The sequence below is a fragment of the Saccharothrix hoggarensis genome, assembly GCF_052936025.1.
In genome coordinates this window covers 6631921-6648326 of sequence record NZ_CP193624.1, presented here as the reverse complement: position 1 = coordinate 6648326, position 16406 = coordinate 6631921, and the positions used below count along the sequence as shown (strand labels likewise).

The following is a 16406-nucleotide window of genomic DNA, read 5'->3' as shown; positions in this document are numbered from 1 at the left end:
GGACGGCCTCTGCCAGGCGCTCAGACGTTCAAGATCACTGGATCAGGTGATGTCCTTGCGCTGGGTGGCCGCCCAGCCGCCCAGGAAGAACAACGCCGTCCACACCAGGAAGATCAGGCCGCTCAGCCACCAGTCGAACGCGCCCAGCGCGCCCGCGACGGCCCGCAGCAGCTCCTCCAGCTCCGGCGGCACGACACCGGCGTTGGACAGGAACAGCGACGACGCCACCGAACCGGTCAGGCCGTTCACCGCGCCGTTCGGCAGGAAGCCGATGATCTCCGGGAGGTTCTGCGACGCCAGCACGAGCTGGATGCCGTTCTCCACGATCAGCATGTACAGCAGCAGCACGACGGTGGTGCCCACGACGCTCGTCATCAGCGCGCCCACGCCCACGCCGAACATCGTCATCAGGATCGACGACAGGATGCCGACACCGGCCAGCGCCAGCCACCCGCCGGCGTCCGGGAGGGCGCCCGAGTCCGACGTGATCACGATGCCGATGCTCACCGACGCCACGATCGCGACGCCGTAGATGGCGCCCCAGACGATGTAGACGATCATCTTGGACGTCATCGCGGCGACCCGGTTGGGCGCGGTGAGGAACGTGGTCGTGATGGTCTTGCGGTTGATCTCGTTCGAGATCGCCAACCCGCCGAAGATCATCGGGAAGATGGTCGCGACGTTGATGCTGCGCGCCATCCCGAACAGCGACACCTGCCACTGCGACGGGTCGACGCCCAGCAGTCGGGTCAGCTCTTCGGCGTCCTCGCTGTTGACGACGTCCATGATGCCCTTGCCGATGGCGCCGGTGCCCAGCGCCCAGCCGAGCGCGATGAGCACCGTGGGGATCATGAGGCCCCACCACAGGCCCGTGGTGGTGGACTTGCGGAACTCCGACTTGATCAGGTTGCCCAGCATCACGCACCGCCCCCCAGGCCGCCCTGACCCTGTTGCTGACCGTACGGGTTGTCCTGCGGCGGCTGCTGGTGTCCCGGTGGTGGTGGCTGGTAGCCCTGCGGGGGCTGTTGGTACTGCTGCTCGTAGCCCTGCGGCGGGGTCTGCGGCGGCTGGCCAGGCTGACCGGACTGGCCAGGCTGACCGGGCTGCTGACCCGGCTGCGGCTGGTAGCCCTGCTGGTCGTACGGCTGCTGCGGCACGGGCTGGTAGCCGGGCTGGGCCTGCACCGGCTGGTGGTAGCCGGACTGGTGGCCGGGCTGCGGCTGCACCGGCGGCTGGTAGCCGGACTGCTGGTAGCCGGGCTGCTGGTAGCCCTGCGGCTGGTAACCCGCCTGCTGGTAACCCTGTTGCTGGTAGCCGGGCTGCTGGTAGCCGCCGGGCTGGGGCCCGTACTGGTTCTGGCCGGGCGCCGCGAACTGGCCGTTGGTGAGCTGGAAGAAGAGGCGTTCGAGGTCGGCCTTCTCCTCCTGGATGCCGTAGATCGACACGCCCGCCTTCAACGCGGTGTCGGCGACCTGCTTGGCCTCGACCCCGGTGACCGCGATCCGGCCGTCCGGCAGCTGCTCGATGGCGTTGATCCCGTCCTCGCGCAGCGCCGCCACGAGCCCGCCCGTGTCGGACGGCTGCACCAGCACCCGACCCTGCTGCTGGTCGCGCAGGTGGTCCAGCGGCCCGTAGTACATGGTCTGGCCGCGGCTGATGATCACCACCTGGTCGACCGTCTGCTCGACCTCGGCCAGCAGGTGGCTGGAGATCAGCACGGTCCGCCCGCTGCGCGCGTAGGACTGGAGGAACGACCGCAGCCACGCGATGCCCTCCGGGTCCAGGCCGTTCGCCGGCTCGTCCAGCACGAGCACCTGCGGGTCGCCGAGCAGCGCGGTGGCCAGCGCCAACCGCTGCTTCATGCCCAGCGAGAACCCGCCCGCCTTGCGCTCGCCCGCGGCGCCGAGGCCCACGAGCTGGAGCACCTGGTCGGCGCGCGAGTCCGGCACGCCGATCGCGGCGGCGTACACCCGGAGGTGGTTGCGCGCCGTGCGCTTCGGGTGGAAGCCCTGCGCCTCCAGCACCGCGCCGACGACCCGTCCCGGGTTGCCGAGCTGGTGGAACGGCCTGCCGTTGATCAGTCCGATGCCCGCGGTCGGGGTCACCAGGCCGAGCAGCATGCGCAGCGTCGTGGTCTTGCCCGCCCCGTTGGGGCCGAGGAACCCGGTCACCGAACCCGGTTCCACTGTGAAGCTGAGATTCTGCACCGCTGCGACCGGACCGAACTGCTTGGTCAAGTTCTGCACCACGATGCGGCCAGTGCCGTCGTGCACGCGTCCCTCCCGAATGCTCCTACCGGGCGCCATCCTGCCCTAGGCGCATCACTCGGGTAGGGCATGTCGGGGTTTCGACCTCACCGCGGGTATCTCGGTCGTGGCCTCGGCGTCGTGCGAGCGGCGCAGCGGTCGCAGCGGGTGACGGCGCTCGCGGTGCGGGACGCCCTCCCCGATGAGGTGCTGGTGGGCCATCGTCCACACCTGGCACGGCCACTTCTTGTGCCGCAGGATGCCGGGGCACGCGCCGCAGCGGCCGTCCGGATCGGGCTGGTGCAACGTCAGCAGCAGGCGCCAACCGTCGGCCAGGCGGTGGATCTCGGACCGGGCGAGCGGCACGAGGGCGTCCGCCTCGCCGCGTTCCGCGACCTCGTCCAGGAGCGCGAGCCGGCGCAATACGGCGGCCCGCAGTGACTCGTCCACGTCGGTCACATCCTGTCGGCGGCTTGATCGAGCAGACGGCGCAACCTGCGCGTCTGTGTGACCGACATCACAGCCGATTCGCCCGGCGGCGCGACCAGCAGAACTCGGTCGTTCTCGACGAGAACGGTCATCGACCGGTCCCGCCCGAACGGGTCGTGGCAGTCGATCCAACCCTGAGGTTCAGCCATCTGCACTCCGATCGGAGGTGGCGCGGCAGAACGCCGCGCGAGCGGACGACCCCGCTGCGTAGCTGCGGGGTTCCCGTCCTCTGCATCGGCCGCCGAGCCGTCGTGACTTACCCGTTACGTACGGAATTCACTCGTTTGCCCGAGGTTGCGCACTGACGGTGGGCGGGTGAACGAATCGGATCGGATCGGTGGGCCCCGCTGGGCACCGCGGAGCGTTCCCGGCTAGGATTGGCGTTGCGGCCCGCTCCCAGTGACCCCCAGGCTGGTTGAGCGGGCCGTCTTAACGTCGAAGGGCCCCGCTCACGTGCTGTGAGCGGGGCCCTTCCGCGTGACGGCCCGGTCGTCCGGGTTCCCGGGTCTCAGAAGTCGATCGGCGTGTGGGTCAGGCCGTGGGCCTCGGCGACCGGCAGGTTCGTCAGCAGGCCGTCGTGCGCGTTCAGGCCGAGCGCCAGGGACGCGTCCGCGCGCAGCGCCGCCTCCCAGCCCTTGTCCGCCAGCGCCACGGCGTACGGCAGGGTCACGTTGGTCAGCGCGTAGGTGGAGGTGCGCGGCACCGCGCCGGGCATGTTCGCGACGCAGTAGAAGACCGACTCGTGCACCTGGTACGTCGGGTCGGCGTGCGTGGTCGCCCGCGAGTCGGCGAAGCAGCCGCCCTGGTCGATGGCGATGTCCACGAGCACCGAGCCCGGCTTCATGTCGGCCACGAGCTCGTTGCCGACCAGCTTCGGCGCCTTCGCGCCCGGCACGAGCACCGCGCCGATCACCAGGTCGGCCTCGCGGACGGCCTGCTCGACCGAGTAGCGGTTGGACGTCACCGTGCGCAGGCGGCCCTGGTACAGCGCGTCGATGTGGCGCAGCCGGTCCACGTTGGTGTCGAGGATCTGCACGTCGGCGCCCATGCCGACGGCGATCGCGGCCGCGTTCAGGCCCGCCACGCCACCGCCGATGACGACCACCCGCGCCGGGTGCACGCCCGGAACGCCGCCGGGCAGCACGCCGCGCCCGCCGGAGGGCTTCATCAGGGAGAACGCGCCCACCTGCGGCGCGAGGCGGCCGGCGACCTCCGACATGGGCGCCAGCAGCGGCAGGGCGCCGTTCGGGGTCTGCACGGTCTCGTAGGCGATCGCGGTGGTGCCGGAGTCCAGCAGCGCCTGCGTCAGCGGCTGGTCGGCGGCGAGGTGGAGGTAGGTGAACAGGACCTGGCCCTTGCGCAGCCGCGGGTACTCCTCGGCGATGGGCTCCTTGACCTTGAGCACCAGGTCGCCCTCGGCCCACACGTCGTCCGCGGTGGGCAGGACCTTCGCGCCGGCGGCCAGGTACTCCTCGTCGGTGATGGCCGAACCGAGCCCCGCGCCCGTCTCGACGACCACGTCGTGACCGCGCTGCGACAGCTCGTGGGCGCCCGCCGGGGTCAGCGCGACGCGGTACTCGTGGTTCTTGATCTCGCGGGGAACTGCGATCCGCACGGTGGGCTCCTTCGGCCGTTGTTACGCCAAAGGTCCGGTACCGGGGTTTCGGTGTCATCGTGCGGCCGGCACGAACGGCCAGGGGTCGCGTTGTGCCGGCGGAACAAGCCCGGTGGCGCGTTGACACCCGTCCGCGTGGGCACCTAGCGTGCGGGCCAACCAACTGAACATCGGCCGCGGCGCGTTGGTCAGCGCCGGAACCCGCGCGGGAGAGACCTCGGTGATCGTGCCGGGGCGCCGAAGGAGCAAGTACCCCGCACACTCTCAGGCAGCGAGAACCGCTCGGGTGAGGCGACTCTGGAAAGCGTGCCTCGCGGCGCGCACCCACGGTGCAAGCCGGGACCGACCGACGGTGCGACCGTCGTGGCGGACCGGCGAAGCTCTCAGGTCCCAGGACAGAGAGGGGATCTGGACCTCACTTAGGGAGCGCTGTCGTGATTTTTCCGGAGAACCTGCTGTACACGCCCGAGCACGAGTGGGTCGACTGGGCGCCGGGTACCCAGGACCCCGTGGCCATCGGCATCACGTCGTACGCGGCGGACTCGTTGGGTGACATCGTGTTCGTGGAGCTGCCCGAGGTGGGCGCCCACGTCACGTCCGGCCAGGTGTGCGGCGAGCTGGAGTCGACCAAGTCCGTGAGCGACCTGTACGCGCCGGTCGGCGGCGAGGTCGTGGAGGTCAACCCGGCGGTCGTCGACGACCCGTCGTTGATCAACAACGACCCGTACGGCGCGGGCTGGCTGTTCAAGGTGGCCGTGGTGGACGCCACCGGGCTGCTGACGGCCGCGAAGTACGCGGAACTGACCGAGGCCTGACGTCATGGCGATCAGCGTCTTCGACCTGTTCTCCGTGGGGATCGGCCCGTCCAGCTCGCACACCGTCGGCCCGATGCGGGCGGCGACCATGTTCGTCGACCGGCTGAAGCCCGTGCTGGCGTCGGTCGACCGCGTCCGGGTGGAGCTGTTCGGCTCGCTCGGCGCGACCGGGCACGGCCACGGCAGCCCCAAGGCGGTGCTGCTCGGGCTGGAGGGCCACCGGCCGGAGGACGTCGACCCCGTCGAGGCCGAGCGCCGGGTGGCGGAGGTCCGGGCGACCGGGCGGCTGTCGCTCGGCGGCGTGCGGGACATCGCGTTCAAGGAGGACGACGACCTCGTCATGCACCGGCGGAAGTCGTTGCCGCTGCACCCCAACGGGATGAGCTTCGTCGCCTACTCGGGTTCCGACGGCGCCGTGGTCGACTCGGCGGTGTACTACTCCGTGGGCGGCGGGTTCGTGGTGGACGAGACGGCCACCGGCGCGGACCGGATCAAGGCCGACGAGACGCCGGTGGTGTACCCGTTCCGGACCGGTGACGAGCTGCTGGCGCGGACCCGCGAGACCGGGCTGTCGATCAGCGAGGTGATGTTCGCCAACGAGCTGTCCTGGCGTGGCGAGGCCGAGGTGCGGGCGGGTCTGCTGCACATCTGGAGCGTCATGCAGGAGTGCGTCGAGCGCGGCTGCACGGAGACCGGCGTGCTGCCGGGCGGGCTGAAGGTGCGGCGGCGGGCGGCCGAGATGCGGCAGCGGATGACCGCCGAGCACTACGCCACCGACCCGTTGCGGGTGATGGACTGGGTCACCCTCTTCGCCCTCGCGGTGAACGAGGAGAACGCCGCGGGCGGCCGCGTGGTGACCGCCCCGACCAACGGCGCGGCCGGCATCGTGCCCGCGGTGCTGCACTACTACACCCGGTTCGTGCCCGGCGCGTCCGACGACGGCGTGGTGCGGTTCCTGCTGACGGCGGGCGCGGTCGGCGTGCTGTTCAAGGAGAACGCGTCGATCTCCGGCGCCGAGGTCGGCTGCCAGGGCGAGGTCGGCTCGGCCTGCTCCATGGCCGCCGGCGGGCTCGCCGAGGTGATGGGCGGGACACCCGAGCAGGTCGAGAACGCGGCCGAGATCGCGATGGAGCACAACCTGGGGCTGACGTGCGACCCGATCGGCGGGCTGGTGCAGATCCCGTGCATCGAGCGGAACGCGCTGGCGTCGATCAAGGCCATCACGGCGGCCCGGATGGCGTTGCGGGGCGACGGTTCGCACTTCGTGTCGCTGGACAAGGTCATCAAGACCATGCGTGAGACCGGCAAGGACATGAAGGACAAGTACAAGGAGACGGCACGCGGCGGCCTCGCCGTGAACGTCATCGAGTGCTGACGTCCGGTCTCTGAGCCGGGTCGGCGGACGGCCTCTCGGTCCTTGCGTTCGCGCACGGGCCGAGGGGCCGTCGGTCGTTGCGGAGGGCGTGAACGCGGATGGCGGCCGAGGGGGTCGGACGTAGGCTCGTGAGACGAGTTCGACCGGAGGGACCAGATGAGCGCCGAGCAGATCGTGGCCATTTCGACGACCGACAGCGCGGAGGAAGCGGAGTCGCTGAGCAAGGCGATCGTTGCAGCGCGACTGGCCGCCTGCGTGCAGATCAGCGGCCCCATTCGCAGCATCTACCGGTGGGACGGCGCGATCCAGGACGACCAGGAGTGGCAGCTCTGGATCAAGACCACGGCCGACCGGATCGAGGAACTGACCGCGTTCGTCAAGGCCAACCACTCCTACGACACGCCGGAGCTGGTGGCGCTCCCGGTGGTCGGCGGGAATCCCGCCTACCTCCAGTGGATGGTTGACGAGACGCGCCCCGTCGCCGGGAGCTAGTGCAGGACGGTGGCGATCTTCTCCCGCAGCGCGGCCTCGGCGCCGTTCCACGCGGCGGGCAGTGTCGACGCGAGGGTCAGCAGCCGGGTCTTCGCCAAGGTCGCCTCGGTCCGCACAGCCAGTCGCCCGGACAGGGTGGCGAGCTCGCCCGCCTTGTCCAAGTCCCTGCTCGACGCCGCGGCTGCCGCCAGGTCGGCCAGGACCAGCGCGCGGACCTTGTTGTCCCCGGGCGACAGCGACTTCAGCAGCGACTGCGCCTCGGCGTCGGCGTCGGTCCGGCGCAAGGTGGTGTAGGTCGAGACGGTGAGGCTGCCGAGTCGGCTCGCGGAGAAGAAGCCCGTCCACGCGCGCTCGGTGCGAGGCCGGGCGAAGTCGAAGGCGGTCATGGCGCGTTCGACGGCGCGCAACGCCGCGGTGTCGTCGCCCAGCCGGGCCAGCTCCTCCGCCTGTCGGGCGGCGATCCACGACCGGGTGGCCGGCGCGGAGGAACCCGGCACCAGGTCGTGTGCCTGCTGCAAGAGCTTGACCGCGGGGCCGGTGTCGTTCCGCGAGGCGGCGAGGTAGCTCCAGTAGCCGAGCGCGCACGCGGCGAGCGCACCGTCATCCACCGCCTTGGCGATCTTGAGCGTCTCGCGCCACGTGTGCGCGGCCTCGTTGCCCCGTCCGACGTCGAAGAGGGTCCACCCGGTGAGGGCGGTGGTCTCGCCGAGCGCGACTGCCAGGGTTCGCCTGGAGGAGTCGGAACGTGCGTTCTTCAGGAGGGTCCGCAACACCCGCTCGTGAGCCGTCAGCGAGTCGAGCAACTGCCTGGCGGGCACGGTCTCTTCCGTCTGGAACAGCTCGGCGGTCCGGTCCTGCACGAGACGTGTGGTGGCGTCGTCCACCGGTCTGTCGCGCTCGACGGAGTCCGTGAGCCGTTGCCACGGCGTGTTGATCATCAGGTCGGCGCCCGCCGCTGCCGCGGTGACACCCGCCGCCCTGAGCAGGTCTCGGCGTCGCACGTCTGCCCCTTCCTGCTGCCGCTCGTCGTCCTCGCTGTCGATACCGGTCGGGGTGTTCGCGGGCAGCGCGAACCACAACAGATGTGCCGGGATCTTCAGGGCTTCCGCCCACGGTTGCAGTTTTCTCAGATCCGTGACCGCGACGGATGAACGCTCGATGCGGCTCAGTTGACCCTGGGTCCGGCCGATCCACCGGGCAAGATCGACTTGTTTCACCTCTGGGCTGTGCGCCTGTCGATAGGCACGCATCAGCCTGCCGAAGTGTCGATCTCGCAGCGCCCGTGCCAGTTCCGGCCGGGACCAGAACTCCTCCCCGTGCTGCGGAGCCTCTGACATGTGATCCCCTCGGATCTCGCTACGCATACGAGTGTAGGTGTCACACTGCGTCACGACCAGTCTGTATGCGTCGGACACATATGTGCAGGCTCCTGGGTGTTCGCATATGCGTCCAGTTTGGACGCCAGGCCGGGGGAACGCCCGACGATGCGCACGGTGACACCTCCCGATGGACTGCGACCCTGAAAGGCTGATCATGGAAGTGAGCGGGTTGTTCACGCCTGGCCCGAACGCGAAGCCGGAGGTCGTCAAACGGCCGGGTACGGATTGGTACGCGCTGCGGTTGACGATGGACCCCGGTGAGGTCTTGGTGGGAGTGCCGGAAGGTGCGGGCGGGCCGGCGAGGTTGGCGGCCTTCCTGATCGAGTTGGGCAGTCAGGCGCACCTGCTCGCGGCGGCGTTGGACCCGTCGCCCAGTCGTCACGCCTTGAGGCCCGAGGTGCCGGGGCGAGGCCTGCCGGGTTGGTCCGGCGGCTGGTCGGAGTCGGATGCCTCGAGCTGCGGGGAGTCGGGGCCGGGGAGCCATCCACGATGACCGCAGCCGTCACGGCAGGCCCGAGGTACGCGGTGCGCCTGCGGGCGGACGCGTTCGGGCGCGCGGTGGCGTTGGCCGGGTTCCGGTCGGAGTACGCGCTCGCGAAGGTGATGGGGGTGAACAGGTCGACGGTGAAGCGCGTGCGCGCGGGGGAGCAGTTGCCGGGGGCGGGGTTCATCGGTGGCGCGTTGAAGGCGCTTGCGCCGTTGGCGTTCGAAGACCTGTTCGAGGTCGACCACAACGGGTGACCCGCGTTGCCGGTGAGGAACCGGGCCGGGGCCGGTCCCGTGGGGCGGCCCCGGTGGCCGGGAGTCAGGAGGTCAGAGGAGTGGCGGTCAGGGGAGGACCGACTCGATCGCCTTCACGACGGCCTCGTCCTCCGGCTCGGTGGCCGGGCGGAAGCGGGCGGCTACCTCGCCGGTCGGGGTGATCAGGAACTTCTCGAAGTTCCACTGGACGTCGCCGGCCGCGCCGTCGACGTCGGAGGTCCGGGTCAGCTCCGCGTACAGCGGGTGGCGGGACGGGCCGTTCACCTCGATCTTCTCGAACAGGGGGAACGTCACGCCGTACGTGGTGGAGCAGAAGGTCTCGATCTCCTCCGCCGTGCCCGGCTCCTGGCCGCCGAACTGGTTGCACGGGAAGCCGACGACCGAGAAGCCGGCGTCCCCGTAACGCTCCTGCAGCCGCTCCAGGCCGCGGTACTGGGGGGTCAGCCCGCACTTGGACGCGACGTTCACCACCAGCAACGCCTTGCCCGCCAACGAACCCAGGCTCGACGGTTCACCGGACAGGGTGTGCACGGGGATGTCGTGGATGCTCATGCGCCCGAGGCTACGTGCCGCTCGACCAACGCGCGCAGGGCACTCATCTCGGCATCCAATGCGGCCTGGCCGGCCTGGGTCACGCTGACCCACGTGCGCGGCCGCCGGCCGTCGTACCCCTTCTCCACGGCGACCAGCCCGGCCTGCTCCAGCACGGCGATGTGCCGCGACAGGTTGCCCGCCGTCAGCTCCAACGTCGACCGCAGGTACCCGAACTCGACCCGCTTCGCCTCGGCCGCGACGGTGAGGATGCCGAGCCGGTGCTTCTGGTGCACGACGTCGTCCAGCGACGCGGTCGGGTGCTCAGCCACGCCGCAAGCCCACCAGACCGCCGACGACGAGCACAAATCCGGGCAGCACCACCACGCTGCCCATCGACCACGCGGTGGCGGGCGTGACGGTCAGCGGCGTGAAGCCGGCGGTCACGCACAGCGCCACCAGGTACGCCGCGGTGGTGGTGGTGAACCTGGTGCTGCGCTCCACGGCCGCCAGCACGACCAGGCCGAGGCCGATCGCGATGAACTGCCCGATCCACGCCTGGGCGTACTGCAGCACCGCCGTGCCGAGGACGGCCGCCGCCACGGTGAGGACGCGCGGAGCCTTCCGGCGCCACAGGACGGTCGCCAACGGGATCACGACCAGGCCGACGCCGGTGGCCTGCCCCTGACCCCACAGCCCGAACGTCGTCCTGGGCAGGTACCAGACCAGGCCCATGCTGACGAGCGGCGCGCCGAGCCCGATCGCCAACGCGGCCAGGTAACCGCTGGTCGACGTCTCGATGCCGACGCGGCGGCCGCGCCCGCGGTACCACCAGGCGGTGGCGAGGGCGCCCGCCACGAGCACCGCGAGCCAGTACAGGCCCAGCGCCAACGGGTGCCGCACACCGGCGGCCGCGCCGAGCACCGTCAACGGGTTCAGGCTGATCTCGTGCACCACCAGGTGTGGCGCGGGGCCGGCCGGCGCGTAGAGCGGCATCGCCAGGAACGACGCGACGCCGAAGAACAGCAGCGGGAACGGGTAGGCGTGCCGGTCCTCCCGCGCCCGGCGGCGCAGCGCGGCCAGGTCGCCCAACAAGTCTGCCATGCAGTCGAGTTTGCACGGCAAACCAGGCGTCAACCCCGAGGTCGGAAGATGGTCACCACCACCCGCAGCCCGAGCAGCACGCTGATCACCAGCAGGTTGTAGCCGAACAGCTGGAACAGCGAGAGGTCCGGACCCACCCGCGGCCCGCCGTCCGCGCCCAGCAGCAGCACCGCCATCACACCCGCCGTCGCGCCCAGCACGGTCAGCATCACCTGGTGCAGCAGCGAGACGACGAACTGCCGGTCCCGCTCGTCGGCGAACAACCGCAGGTTCAGCCCGAGCCTGCCCTGCTCCAACGCGCTGGAGATCCGCTCCGCCCTACGGGGCAGCCGGCGCAGCATCGGCAGCATCGAGTGCAGCTCCTCGGTCACCGTCCGCCGCAGCGACTCCGGCGTCATGTGCTCCCTGAGCTGCTGCTCCGCGAACGCCCGCGACTCGACCACGATGTTGAACCCCGGCGACAGCGCGGCCAGCGTCCCCTCCACCGTCGCCAGCGCCCGGAACACCGCCGCGATCTCCGGCGGGATGCTCAGCCCGTACCGGTAGACCAGCTTGAACAGGTCGCCGAACATCTCGACGTCCGGCCGCATGCCGTCGCTGAGGTGCCGTGCCATGAACTGCCCGAGCGCGCGTTCCAGCTGCTGCTCGTCGATCTCGTCGGGCCGCGTCACCAGCTCCAGCAGCGCGTCGCGCATCCCGGCCGGGTCGCGGCGCTCGATGGCGAGCAGCAACGTCCCGAGGGCCGCCCGCAGCTGGCTGTCGATCCGGCCGACCGAGCCGAAGTCGAGCATGCCGAGCCTGCCGTCGTGCAGCAGCAGGATGTTGCCGGGGTGCGGGTCGGCGTGGAACACGCCGCTGACCATCACCTGGCGCAGCAGCGCGTCCAGCAGCGACCGGGCCAGCGCGTCGCCGTCCACCGACCGCAGCGGGGCCGACCGCACCGGCACGCCGTCCAGCCGTTCCATCACCAGGACGCGTTCCGTGCACAGGTCTTCGTGCACGGCGGGCAGCACCACGCCGGGGTCCGGGGACGCCGCCCGCACCGCCGCCAGGTTCCGCGCCTCGACCCGGAAGTCCAGCTCCTCCAGCAGCGCGGTGGAGAACCCGGCGGCCAGGTCGCGCACGCCGATCGCCTTGCCCCACCGCGTCTTGGCGTGCAGCGTGCCGGCGAGCCGGTTCACGATGTCGAGATCGCCTTCGGCGACCCGCCGCACGCCGGGCCGCTGCACCTTCACCACGACGTCCTCGCCGGTCTTGAGCCGGGCGCGGTGCACCTGGGCGACGGACGCGGCGGCGATCGGCTCCTCGTCGAACTCGGCGAAGACCTCCTCCGGCGGGTGCCCCAGCTCCGCCACCAGCACCTCGCGCACCCCCGCCCACGGCGCCGCGGGCACCTTGTCCTGCAACCGGGTCAGCTCGTCCACCACGTCGGCGGGCAGGAGGTCGGGCCGCGTCGACAGCACCTGGCCGAGCTTGACGAACGTGACGCCGCCCTCCTCCAGCGCCAGGCGCAGCGACCGGGCCAGCCGGGTGTCGGTGCGCTCCCGGCCGCGCAGGTACGGGCCGAGGCCGTGCCGGAACGCGATCGCGGTGATCCGCGAGTACCGGCGGGTGCGGGCGAGCCGGCGGCGCAGCGTGCGCCACCACTCGGTGGGCGGCGGGATCGACCCGGTCGGCACGACGATCTCGCCGAACGTCAGCAGGGCGATCATCAGCAGCAGCGAGATGCCGACCTGCACGGTGGCGAGCGCGGGCGTCGTCTCCGGGGTCGGCATGGCGCTGAGCGCGGCCTCGCTGAGCGACAGGCCGACCAGGCACGCGAGCGCGGTGCGGATCAGGCCGACGTGCAGGCCGAGGATGCGCCGCGCGGCCAGCGCGATGCCCGTCACCAACAGCAGGAACGTCACCGGAACGCCCACCGTGTACAGCAGGAAGTCACCCATCGTCATCCCCCAAGTGGTTCGCGCGGAGGATAGAGCGACCGGCCTGAGACGGGTTGGGCCGTCAGGAGAGATCCGATCACTCGGACGGGTCAGGTCGGGTGTTCGGCGGGTGATCGTCGCGCGGGTTCCGGCCGCACCGCGCGATTCAAGAATGTGAAGATTCTTGACGAATGGGCGGCGGAATCCTACGGTCGGGCGAAGAGGTCCGACGACCTCCCGAACCCCGCAGGGGGGTCCACGACTTCGGCGGCGGTGTCGGAGGACCCCTCTGCGGTCCGGGCGCCGACGCCTCGACCGTCAGAGGTCGAACACCGGGCCGGTCTCGGCGCGCATCACGCACGGGTTCGGGTACACCGCCTCGAACGAGCGCGTCTCGCCGCGCCACGTGCCGGACGCCCGCACCACCACCGGGTCGTGCTCCAGCGTGCAGAAGCCCTGGCCGGTCGACAGGCCGCCGATCTCACCGTCCACATCGGACAGCGCGAGGCAGGCCTGTTCGGCCCGCGGGTGCAGGCCGCCGGCCGGCTCGCACGTCAGGTCGGTCACCCGGAGCGAGTCGCCGCGCAGGACGGTGAGCACGAAGCTCGACTCCGGCGCGGCGAACGTGGGTGCCAGGGCGGCCATCGCCGCCAACAGGGGGAGTGGTGCCATGTCATCACCCTGGCCGCACCGCACCCCGACCTCCAGGGAACTCACCGGATCGTGTGGTCCTGCCCCCGTTGTCGACCCGGCGGGCCGCAGTACTTCCGTGTGACGTGGGTCACGGTCGAGGTGGCGGCGCGCGACCGTCGGGCCAGGGTGGGTGGATGGCTTCCCACGTGCGCAGGGTGGCCCTGGCGAGCAGCGCGGGCAACGCGGTGGAGTTGTACGACTTCCTGCTCTACGGCACGGCGTCGGCACTCGTGTTCGACAAGTTGTTCTTCCCCTCCTTCGACCCCCGGATCGGGACGCTGCTCGCGTTCGCCACGTTCGGCGCGGGTTTCCTGGCCCGCCCGCTGGGCGGGGTGGTGATCGGCCACTTCGGCGACCGCGTCGGGCGGCGGTCCATGCTCGTGCTGACGCTGACCGCCACCGGCGTGTGCACGGCGGCGATCGGGCTGCTGCCGACGTACTCGTCCATCGGGCTGGCCGCGCCGCTGCTGCTGGTGCTGCTGCGGGTCGTGCAGGGGTTCTTCCTCGGCGGCGAGCAGGGCGGCGCGACGCTGATGGCGGTCGAGCACGCCCCGGCCGGCCGCACCGGGTGGTACGGCAGCTGGACGTTCCTCGGGTCGCCCATCGGGTTGCTGCTCGCCAACGGCGCGATGGCGGCGTCCACCGCGGTGTCCGGCGACGCGTTCCTCGACTGGGGCTGGCGGGTGCCGTTCCTGTTCAGCCTGGTGCTCGTGGGCGTCGGCCTGTACGTGCGGCTGTCGGTGGAGGAGAGCCCGGCGTTCCGGCGGGCGCGGGACGCGGCGGGCGCGGTGAGGCTGCCCGTGGCCGAGGTGCTGCGGCACTCGTGGCGACGGGTGCTGCTCGGCGCGGGCGTGAACCTCGGGTTCAACATGTTCATCTTCGTGGTGGCGACGTTCGCCGTGTCGTACGGGACGAAGCAGCTCGGCATGGCGCGCGGCACGTTGCTGAACGCCGGCTTGATCGGCGCGTTCTCGCAGGCGGTGGCGATCCTGGTGTTCGCGCGGCTGTCCGACCGGCTGGGGCGGTTGCCGGTGATGCTCGGCGGGGTGGCGTTCCTCGGCCTGATCGCGTTCCCGTTCTTCTGGTTGCTGGAGACGCGGTCGCCGGGGCTGGTGGTGCTCGCGATGGTGCTCGCGTTCGCGGGTTCGGCGGCGGTGTTCGGCCCGATGCCCGCCTACTACGCCGAGCTGTTCGGCACGCGGGTGCGGTACAGCGGCGTGTCGTTGAGCTACCAGCTGGGCGCGGTGCTGGGCGGTGGGCTGTCCCCGGTCGTGGCGGCGTGGCTGCTGGGCGCCACGCCGACGCACGACTCGTGGCCGATCTCGCTGTACCTGATCGCCGGCGCGCTGGTCAGCGCCCTGTGCCTGCTGACGATCGGGGAGACGCTGCGCCGGTCCGCCGCCGAACCGGCGCGCTCGCCGGGTTAGCGGGACAGGACGGCGGTCAGGGCGGCGGTCACCTGGGCGGTCGCGTCGGTCGGGCGCTCCGGGTCGAGCCAGGCGACCACGCCGTCCGGGCGGATCAGGCTCGCGCCCTCCTCGCCGATGCCGTAGCGCTTGGCCAGCTCGCCGGTCGTGTCGCGCACGACGGGCACGTCCAGTGCCGGCGGGGCCGTCACGTCGGCGGCCGCCCAGTCGGGGTTGAGGGTGAGGAGGGTCCAGCCGCGGAAGAGGTCCACTGTGGACTTCACCGCGCCGTCGTGCTCCACCGTCACGTGGGGCGCGCGGAAACCGGGCCGTCCGCTGGGCTGGGCGGGGTCCTCCATCGGGGCCGGGTCGTCGTCCTCGACGAGCACCGCGCCCGAACGGCAGCGGTAGCCGAGCACCAGGCGCAGCGGGTCGATCGGCTCCGGCACGTCGGGGCCGGCCAGGTGGGGCGCGAACCGCTGGACGTAGTTGGCGAACGACCCGTCCACCACCAGCTCCGCGTACGGCCGCCGCTCGGCCTCGTAGCTGTCGAGCAGGCCGGGCCCCGCCTCGCCCTTCAGCACCGCGGCCAGCTTCCAGGCGATGTCGTGCCCGTCGCCGATCGCGGTGTTGCCGCCGAGTCCGCCGGTCGGCGGGGTCACCTTCGCCGCGTCGCCGACCAGGAACACCCGCCCGGACCGGAACCGGTCGCTCACCCACGCCGCCATCTCCCACGCCGTGACCTCCACGATGTCCGGCTCCAGGTCCGGCACGTCGGTCGCGATCCGCAGCAGCTCGGCGCACCGCTGCGGCGGGTAGTCCGCGAGGGACTCGCGCGCGGGGTCGTACTCGACCGTGAACACGTTGCGGCGCTCGGTGTTCGTCGCGGCCAGGACGCCCGTGAACGCCTGGTTGCGCAGGTAGAAGAGGGTGAACCTGTCCTGGACGAGGTGGTCGGCCAGGTCCGCGTCGAACACCACGCCGATGTGGTGCGACAACGGGCCCCGCCCCTGCCGGGCGATGCCCAGGGCCTCGCGGACCGCGCCGCGGTGGCCGTCGGCGGCGACGAGGTAGTCCGCCCGCACGGTCCACTCCCGCCCCGACGGCCGGTCCCGCACGAGCGCCGTCACGCCGTCGTCGTCCTGCTCGAACGACACCAGCTCGGTCTCGAACCGCACGTCCGCGCCCAGCTCGCGGGCCCGGCGCAGCAGCACCGGCTCGACGTGGTCCTGGCCGGACATCCCGTGCCGCTCGGGGCTGAGCCCGGTGTCCAGCTCGTCGTCCTCGTGCACGATCGTGTGAAACACCCGGCCGCGCAGGCTCTCCGCGACCTTGATCACCAGCCCGCCCGCCACGCCGGCGCTGCCCGCCAGCACCTCGTCCGCGACCCCCGCGCGGCGCAGCAGCTCCATCGTGCGGTGCGTCTGCCCGGCCGCCTTCGGGTGCGGCGACGTCCCCCGGTGCTTGGAGATCCCCAGCACCCCGATGCCCTGCTGCGCGAGGAACACCGCGGCGGACAACCCGCCCAACCCCGCACCGACCACCACGACCTGCGCACACTCGTCTCTCATGACTAA

Annotated in this window: 17 protein-coding genes and 1 riboswitch; of the genes, 5 read left to right on the top strand and 12 right to left on the bottom strand. The window is 71.4% G+C overall.

What is annotated here, in order from left to right; translation table 11 throughout:
- Window positions 1-42: 42 nt before the first annotated feature.
- The 5 genes from ACRAKH_RS30090 to ald form a co-directional block, all read right to left on the bottom strand.
- Complete coding sequence (locus tag ACRAKH_RS30090) at window positions 43-918, bottom strand: hypothetical protein (RefSeq protein WP_380724308.1); 876 nt, start codon at window positions 916-918, stop codon at window positions 43-45.
- The gene (locus ACRAKH_RS30085) at window positions 918-2273 is read right to left on the bottom strand and encodes an ABC transporter ATP-binding protein (protein WP_380724307.1); all 1356 of its coding nucleotides are present in this window, start codon (window positions 2271-2273) and stop codon (window positions 918-920) included. The genes ACRAKH_RS30090 and ACRAKH_RS30085 overlap by 1 nt, the downstream gene beginning before the upstream one ends.
- 48 nt (window positions 2274-2321) lie before the next feature.
- Window positions 2322-2696, bottom strand: coding sequence for a hypothetical protein (locus tag ACRAKH_RS30080; RefSeq protein WP_380724306.1), 375 nt, complete (start codon window positions 2694-2696; stop codon window positions 2322-2324).
- Between the two features lie 5 nt (window positions 2697-2701).
- On the bottom strand, window positions 2702-2884 hold the full coding sequence (locus tag ACRAKH_RS30075) for a hypothetical protein (protein ID WP_033439777.1): 183 nt from the start codon (window positions 2882-2884) through the stop codon (window positions 2702-2704).
- 359 nt (window positions 2885-3243) lie between these two features.
- Window positions 3244-4350, bottom strand: a complete 1107-nt coding sequence (gene ald / locus ACRAKH_RS30070) for an alanine dehydrogenase (protein WP_380724304.1) — start codon at window positions 4348-4350, stop codon at window positions 3244-3246.
- A gap of 196 nt (window positions 4351-4546) precedes the next feature.
- A riboswitch (glycine riboswitch) is annotated at window positions 4547-4641 on the top strand.
- Window positions 4642-4784: 143 nt separating this feature from the next.
- Between ald and gcvH the strand changes: the two genes are divergently transcribed.
- From gcvH to cutA, 3 genes are all read left to right on the top strand, one after another.
- Window positions 4785-5165: a glycine cleavage system protein GcvH gene (gene gcvH / locus ACRAKH_RS30065; RefSeq protein ID WP_380724303.1), complete on the top strand. Its 381-nt coding sequence runs from the start codon at window positions 4785-4787 to the stop codon at window positions 5163-5165.
- Between the two features lie 4 nt (window positions 5166-5169).
- Window positions 5170-6540 (top strand): L-serine ammonia-lyase, encoded by a 1371-nt coding sequence (locus ACRAKH_RS30060; RefSeq protein WP_380724302.1) that lies wholly within the window; start codon window positions 5170-5172, stop codon window positions 6538-6540.
- A gap of 156 nt (window positions 6541-6696) precedes the next feature.
- Window positions 6697-7032 carry a divalent-cation tolerance protein CutA gene (gene cutA / locus ACRAKH_RS30055; RefSeq protein WP_380724301.1) on the top strand — a complete coding sequence of 112 codons (336 nt, stop codon included), beginning with the start codon at window positions 6697-6699 and terminating at the stop codon, window positions 7030-7032.
- On the opposite strand, the gene ACRAKH_RS30050 is transcribed toward cutA, so the two are convergent.
- Window positions 7029-8396 carry a hypothetical protein gene (locus tag ACRAKH_RS30050; protein WP_380724300.1) on the bottom strand — a complete coding sequence of 456 codons (1368 nt, stop codon included), beginning with the start codon at window positions 8394-8396 and terminating at the stop codon, window positions 7029-7031. The two genes, cutA and ACRAKH_RS30050, sit on opposite strands and share 4 nt — an antisense overlap.
- 504 nt (window positions 8397-8900) lie before the next feature.
- Between ACRAKH_RS30050 and ACRAKH_RS30045 the strand changes: the two genes are divergently transcribed.
- Window positions 8901-9152 carry a transcriptional regulator gene (locus ACRAKH_RS30045; RefSeq protein ID WP_380724299.1) on the top strand — a complete coding sequence of 84 codons (252 nt, stop codon included), beginning with the start codon at window positions 8901-8903 and terminating at the stop codon, window positions 9150-9152.
- 87 nt (window positions 9153-9239) lie between these two features.
- Here ACRAKH_RS30045 and ACRAKH_RS30040 read toward each other — a convergent pair whose 3' ends face one another.
- The 5 genes from ACRAKH_RS30040 to ACRAKH_RS30020 form a co-directional block, all read right to left on the bottom strand.
- On the bottom strand, window positions 9240-9725 hold the full coding sequence (locus ACRAKH_RS30040; protein ID WP_380724298.1) for a glutathione peroxidase: 486 nt from the start codon (window positions 9723-9725) through the stop codon (window positions 9240-9242).
- Complete coding sequence (locus ACRAKH_RS30035) at window positions 9722-10036, bottom strand: winged helix-turn-helix domain-containing protein (protein ID WP_380724297.1); 315 nt, start codon at window positions 10034-10036, stop codon at window positions 9722-9724. The genes ACRAKH_RS30040 and ACRAKH_RS30035 overlap by 4 nt, the downstream gene beginning before the upstream one ends.
- Complete coding sequence (locus tag ACRAKH_RS30030; RefSeq protein WP_380724296.1) at window positions 10029-10808, bottom strand: hypothetical protein; 780 nt, start codon at window positions 10806-10808, stop codon at window positions 10029-10031. The genes ACRAKH_RS30035 and ACRAKH_RS30030 overlap by 8 nt, the downstream gene beginning before the upstream one ends.
- Window positions 10809-10837: 29 nt before the next feature.
- Window positions 10838-12751: an ABC1 kinase family protein gene (locus ACRAKH_RS30025; protein ID WP_380724310.1), complete on the bottom strand. Its 1914-nt coding sequence runs from the start codon at window positions 12749-12751 to the stop codon at window positions 10838-10840.
- 297 nt (window positions 12752-13048) lie between these two features.
- Entirely contained in the window at window positions 13049-13402 is a 354-nt protein-coding gene (locus ACRAKH_RS30020) for an SSI family serine proteinase inhibitor (protein WP_380724295.1), read from the bottom strand.
- Window positions 13403-13557: 155 nt separating this feature from the next.
- Here ACRAKH_RS30020 and ACRAKH_RS30015 point away from each other — a divergent pair, with 155 nt between their 5' ends.
- Window positions 13558-14850, top strand: coding sequence for an MFS transporter (locus ACRAKH_RS30015; protein WP_380724294.1), 1293 nt, complete (start codon window positions 13558-13560; stop codon window positions 14848-14850).
- Here the strand turns inward: ACRAKH_RS30015 and rdmE are convergent.
- A complete protein-coding gene (gene rdmE / locus ACRAKH_RS30010) occupies window positions 14847-16400 on the bottom strand; it encodes an aklavinone 12-hydroxylase RdmE (protein ID WP_380724293.1) in 1554 nt (517 codons plus the stop codon). The two genes, ACRAKH_RS30015 and rdmE, sit on opposite strands and share 4 nt — an antisense overlap.
- Window positions 16401-16406 lie beyond the last annotated feature (6 nt).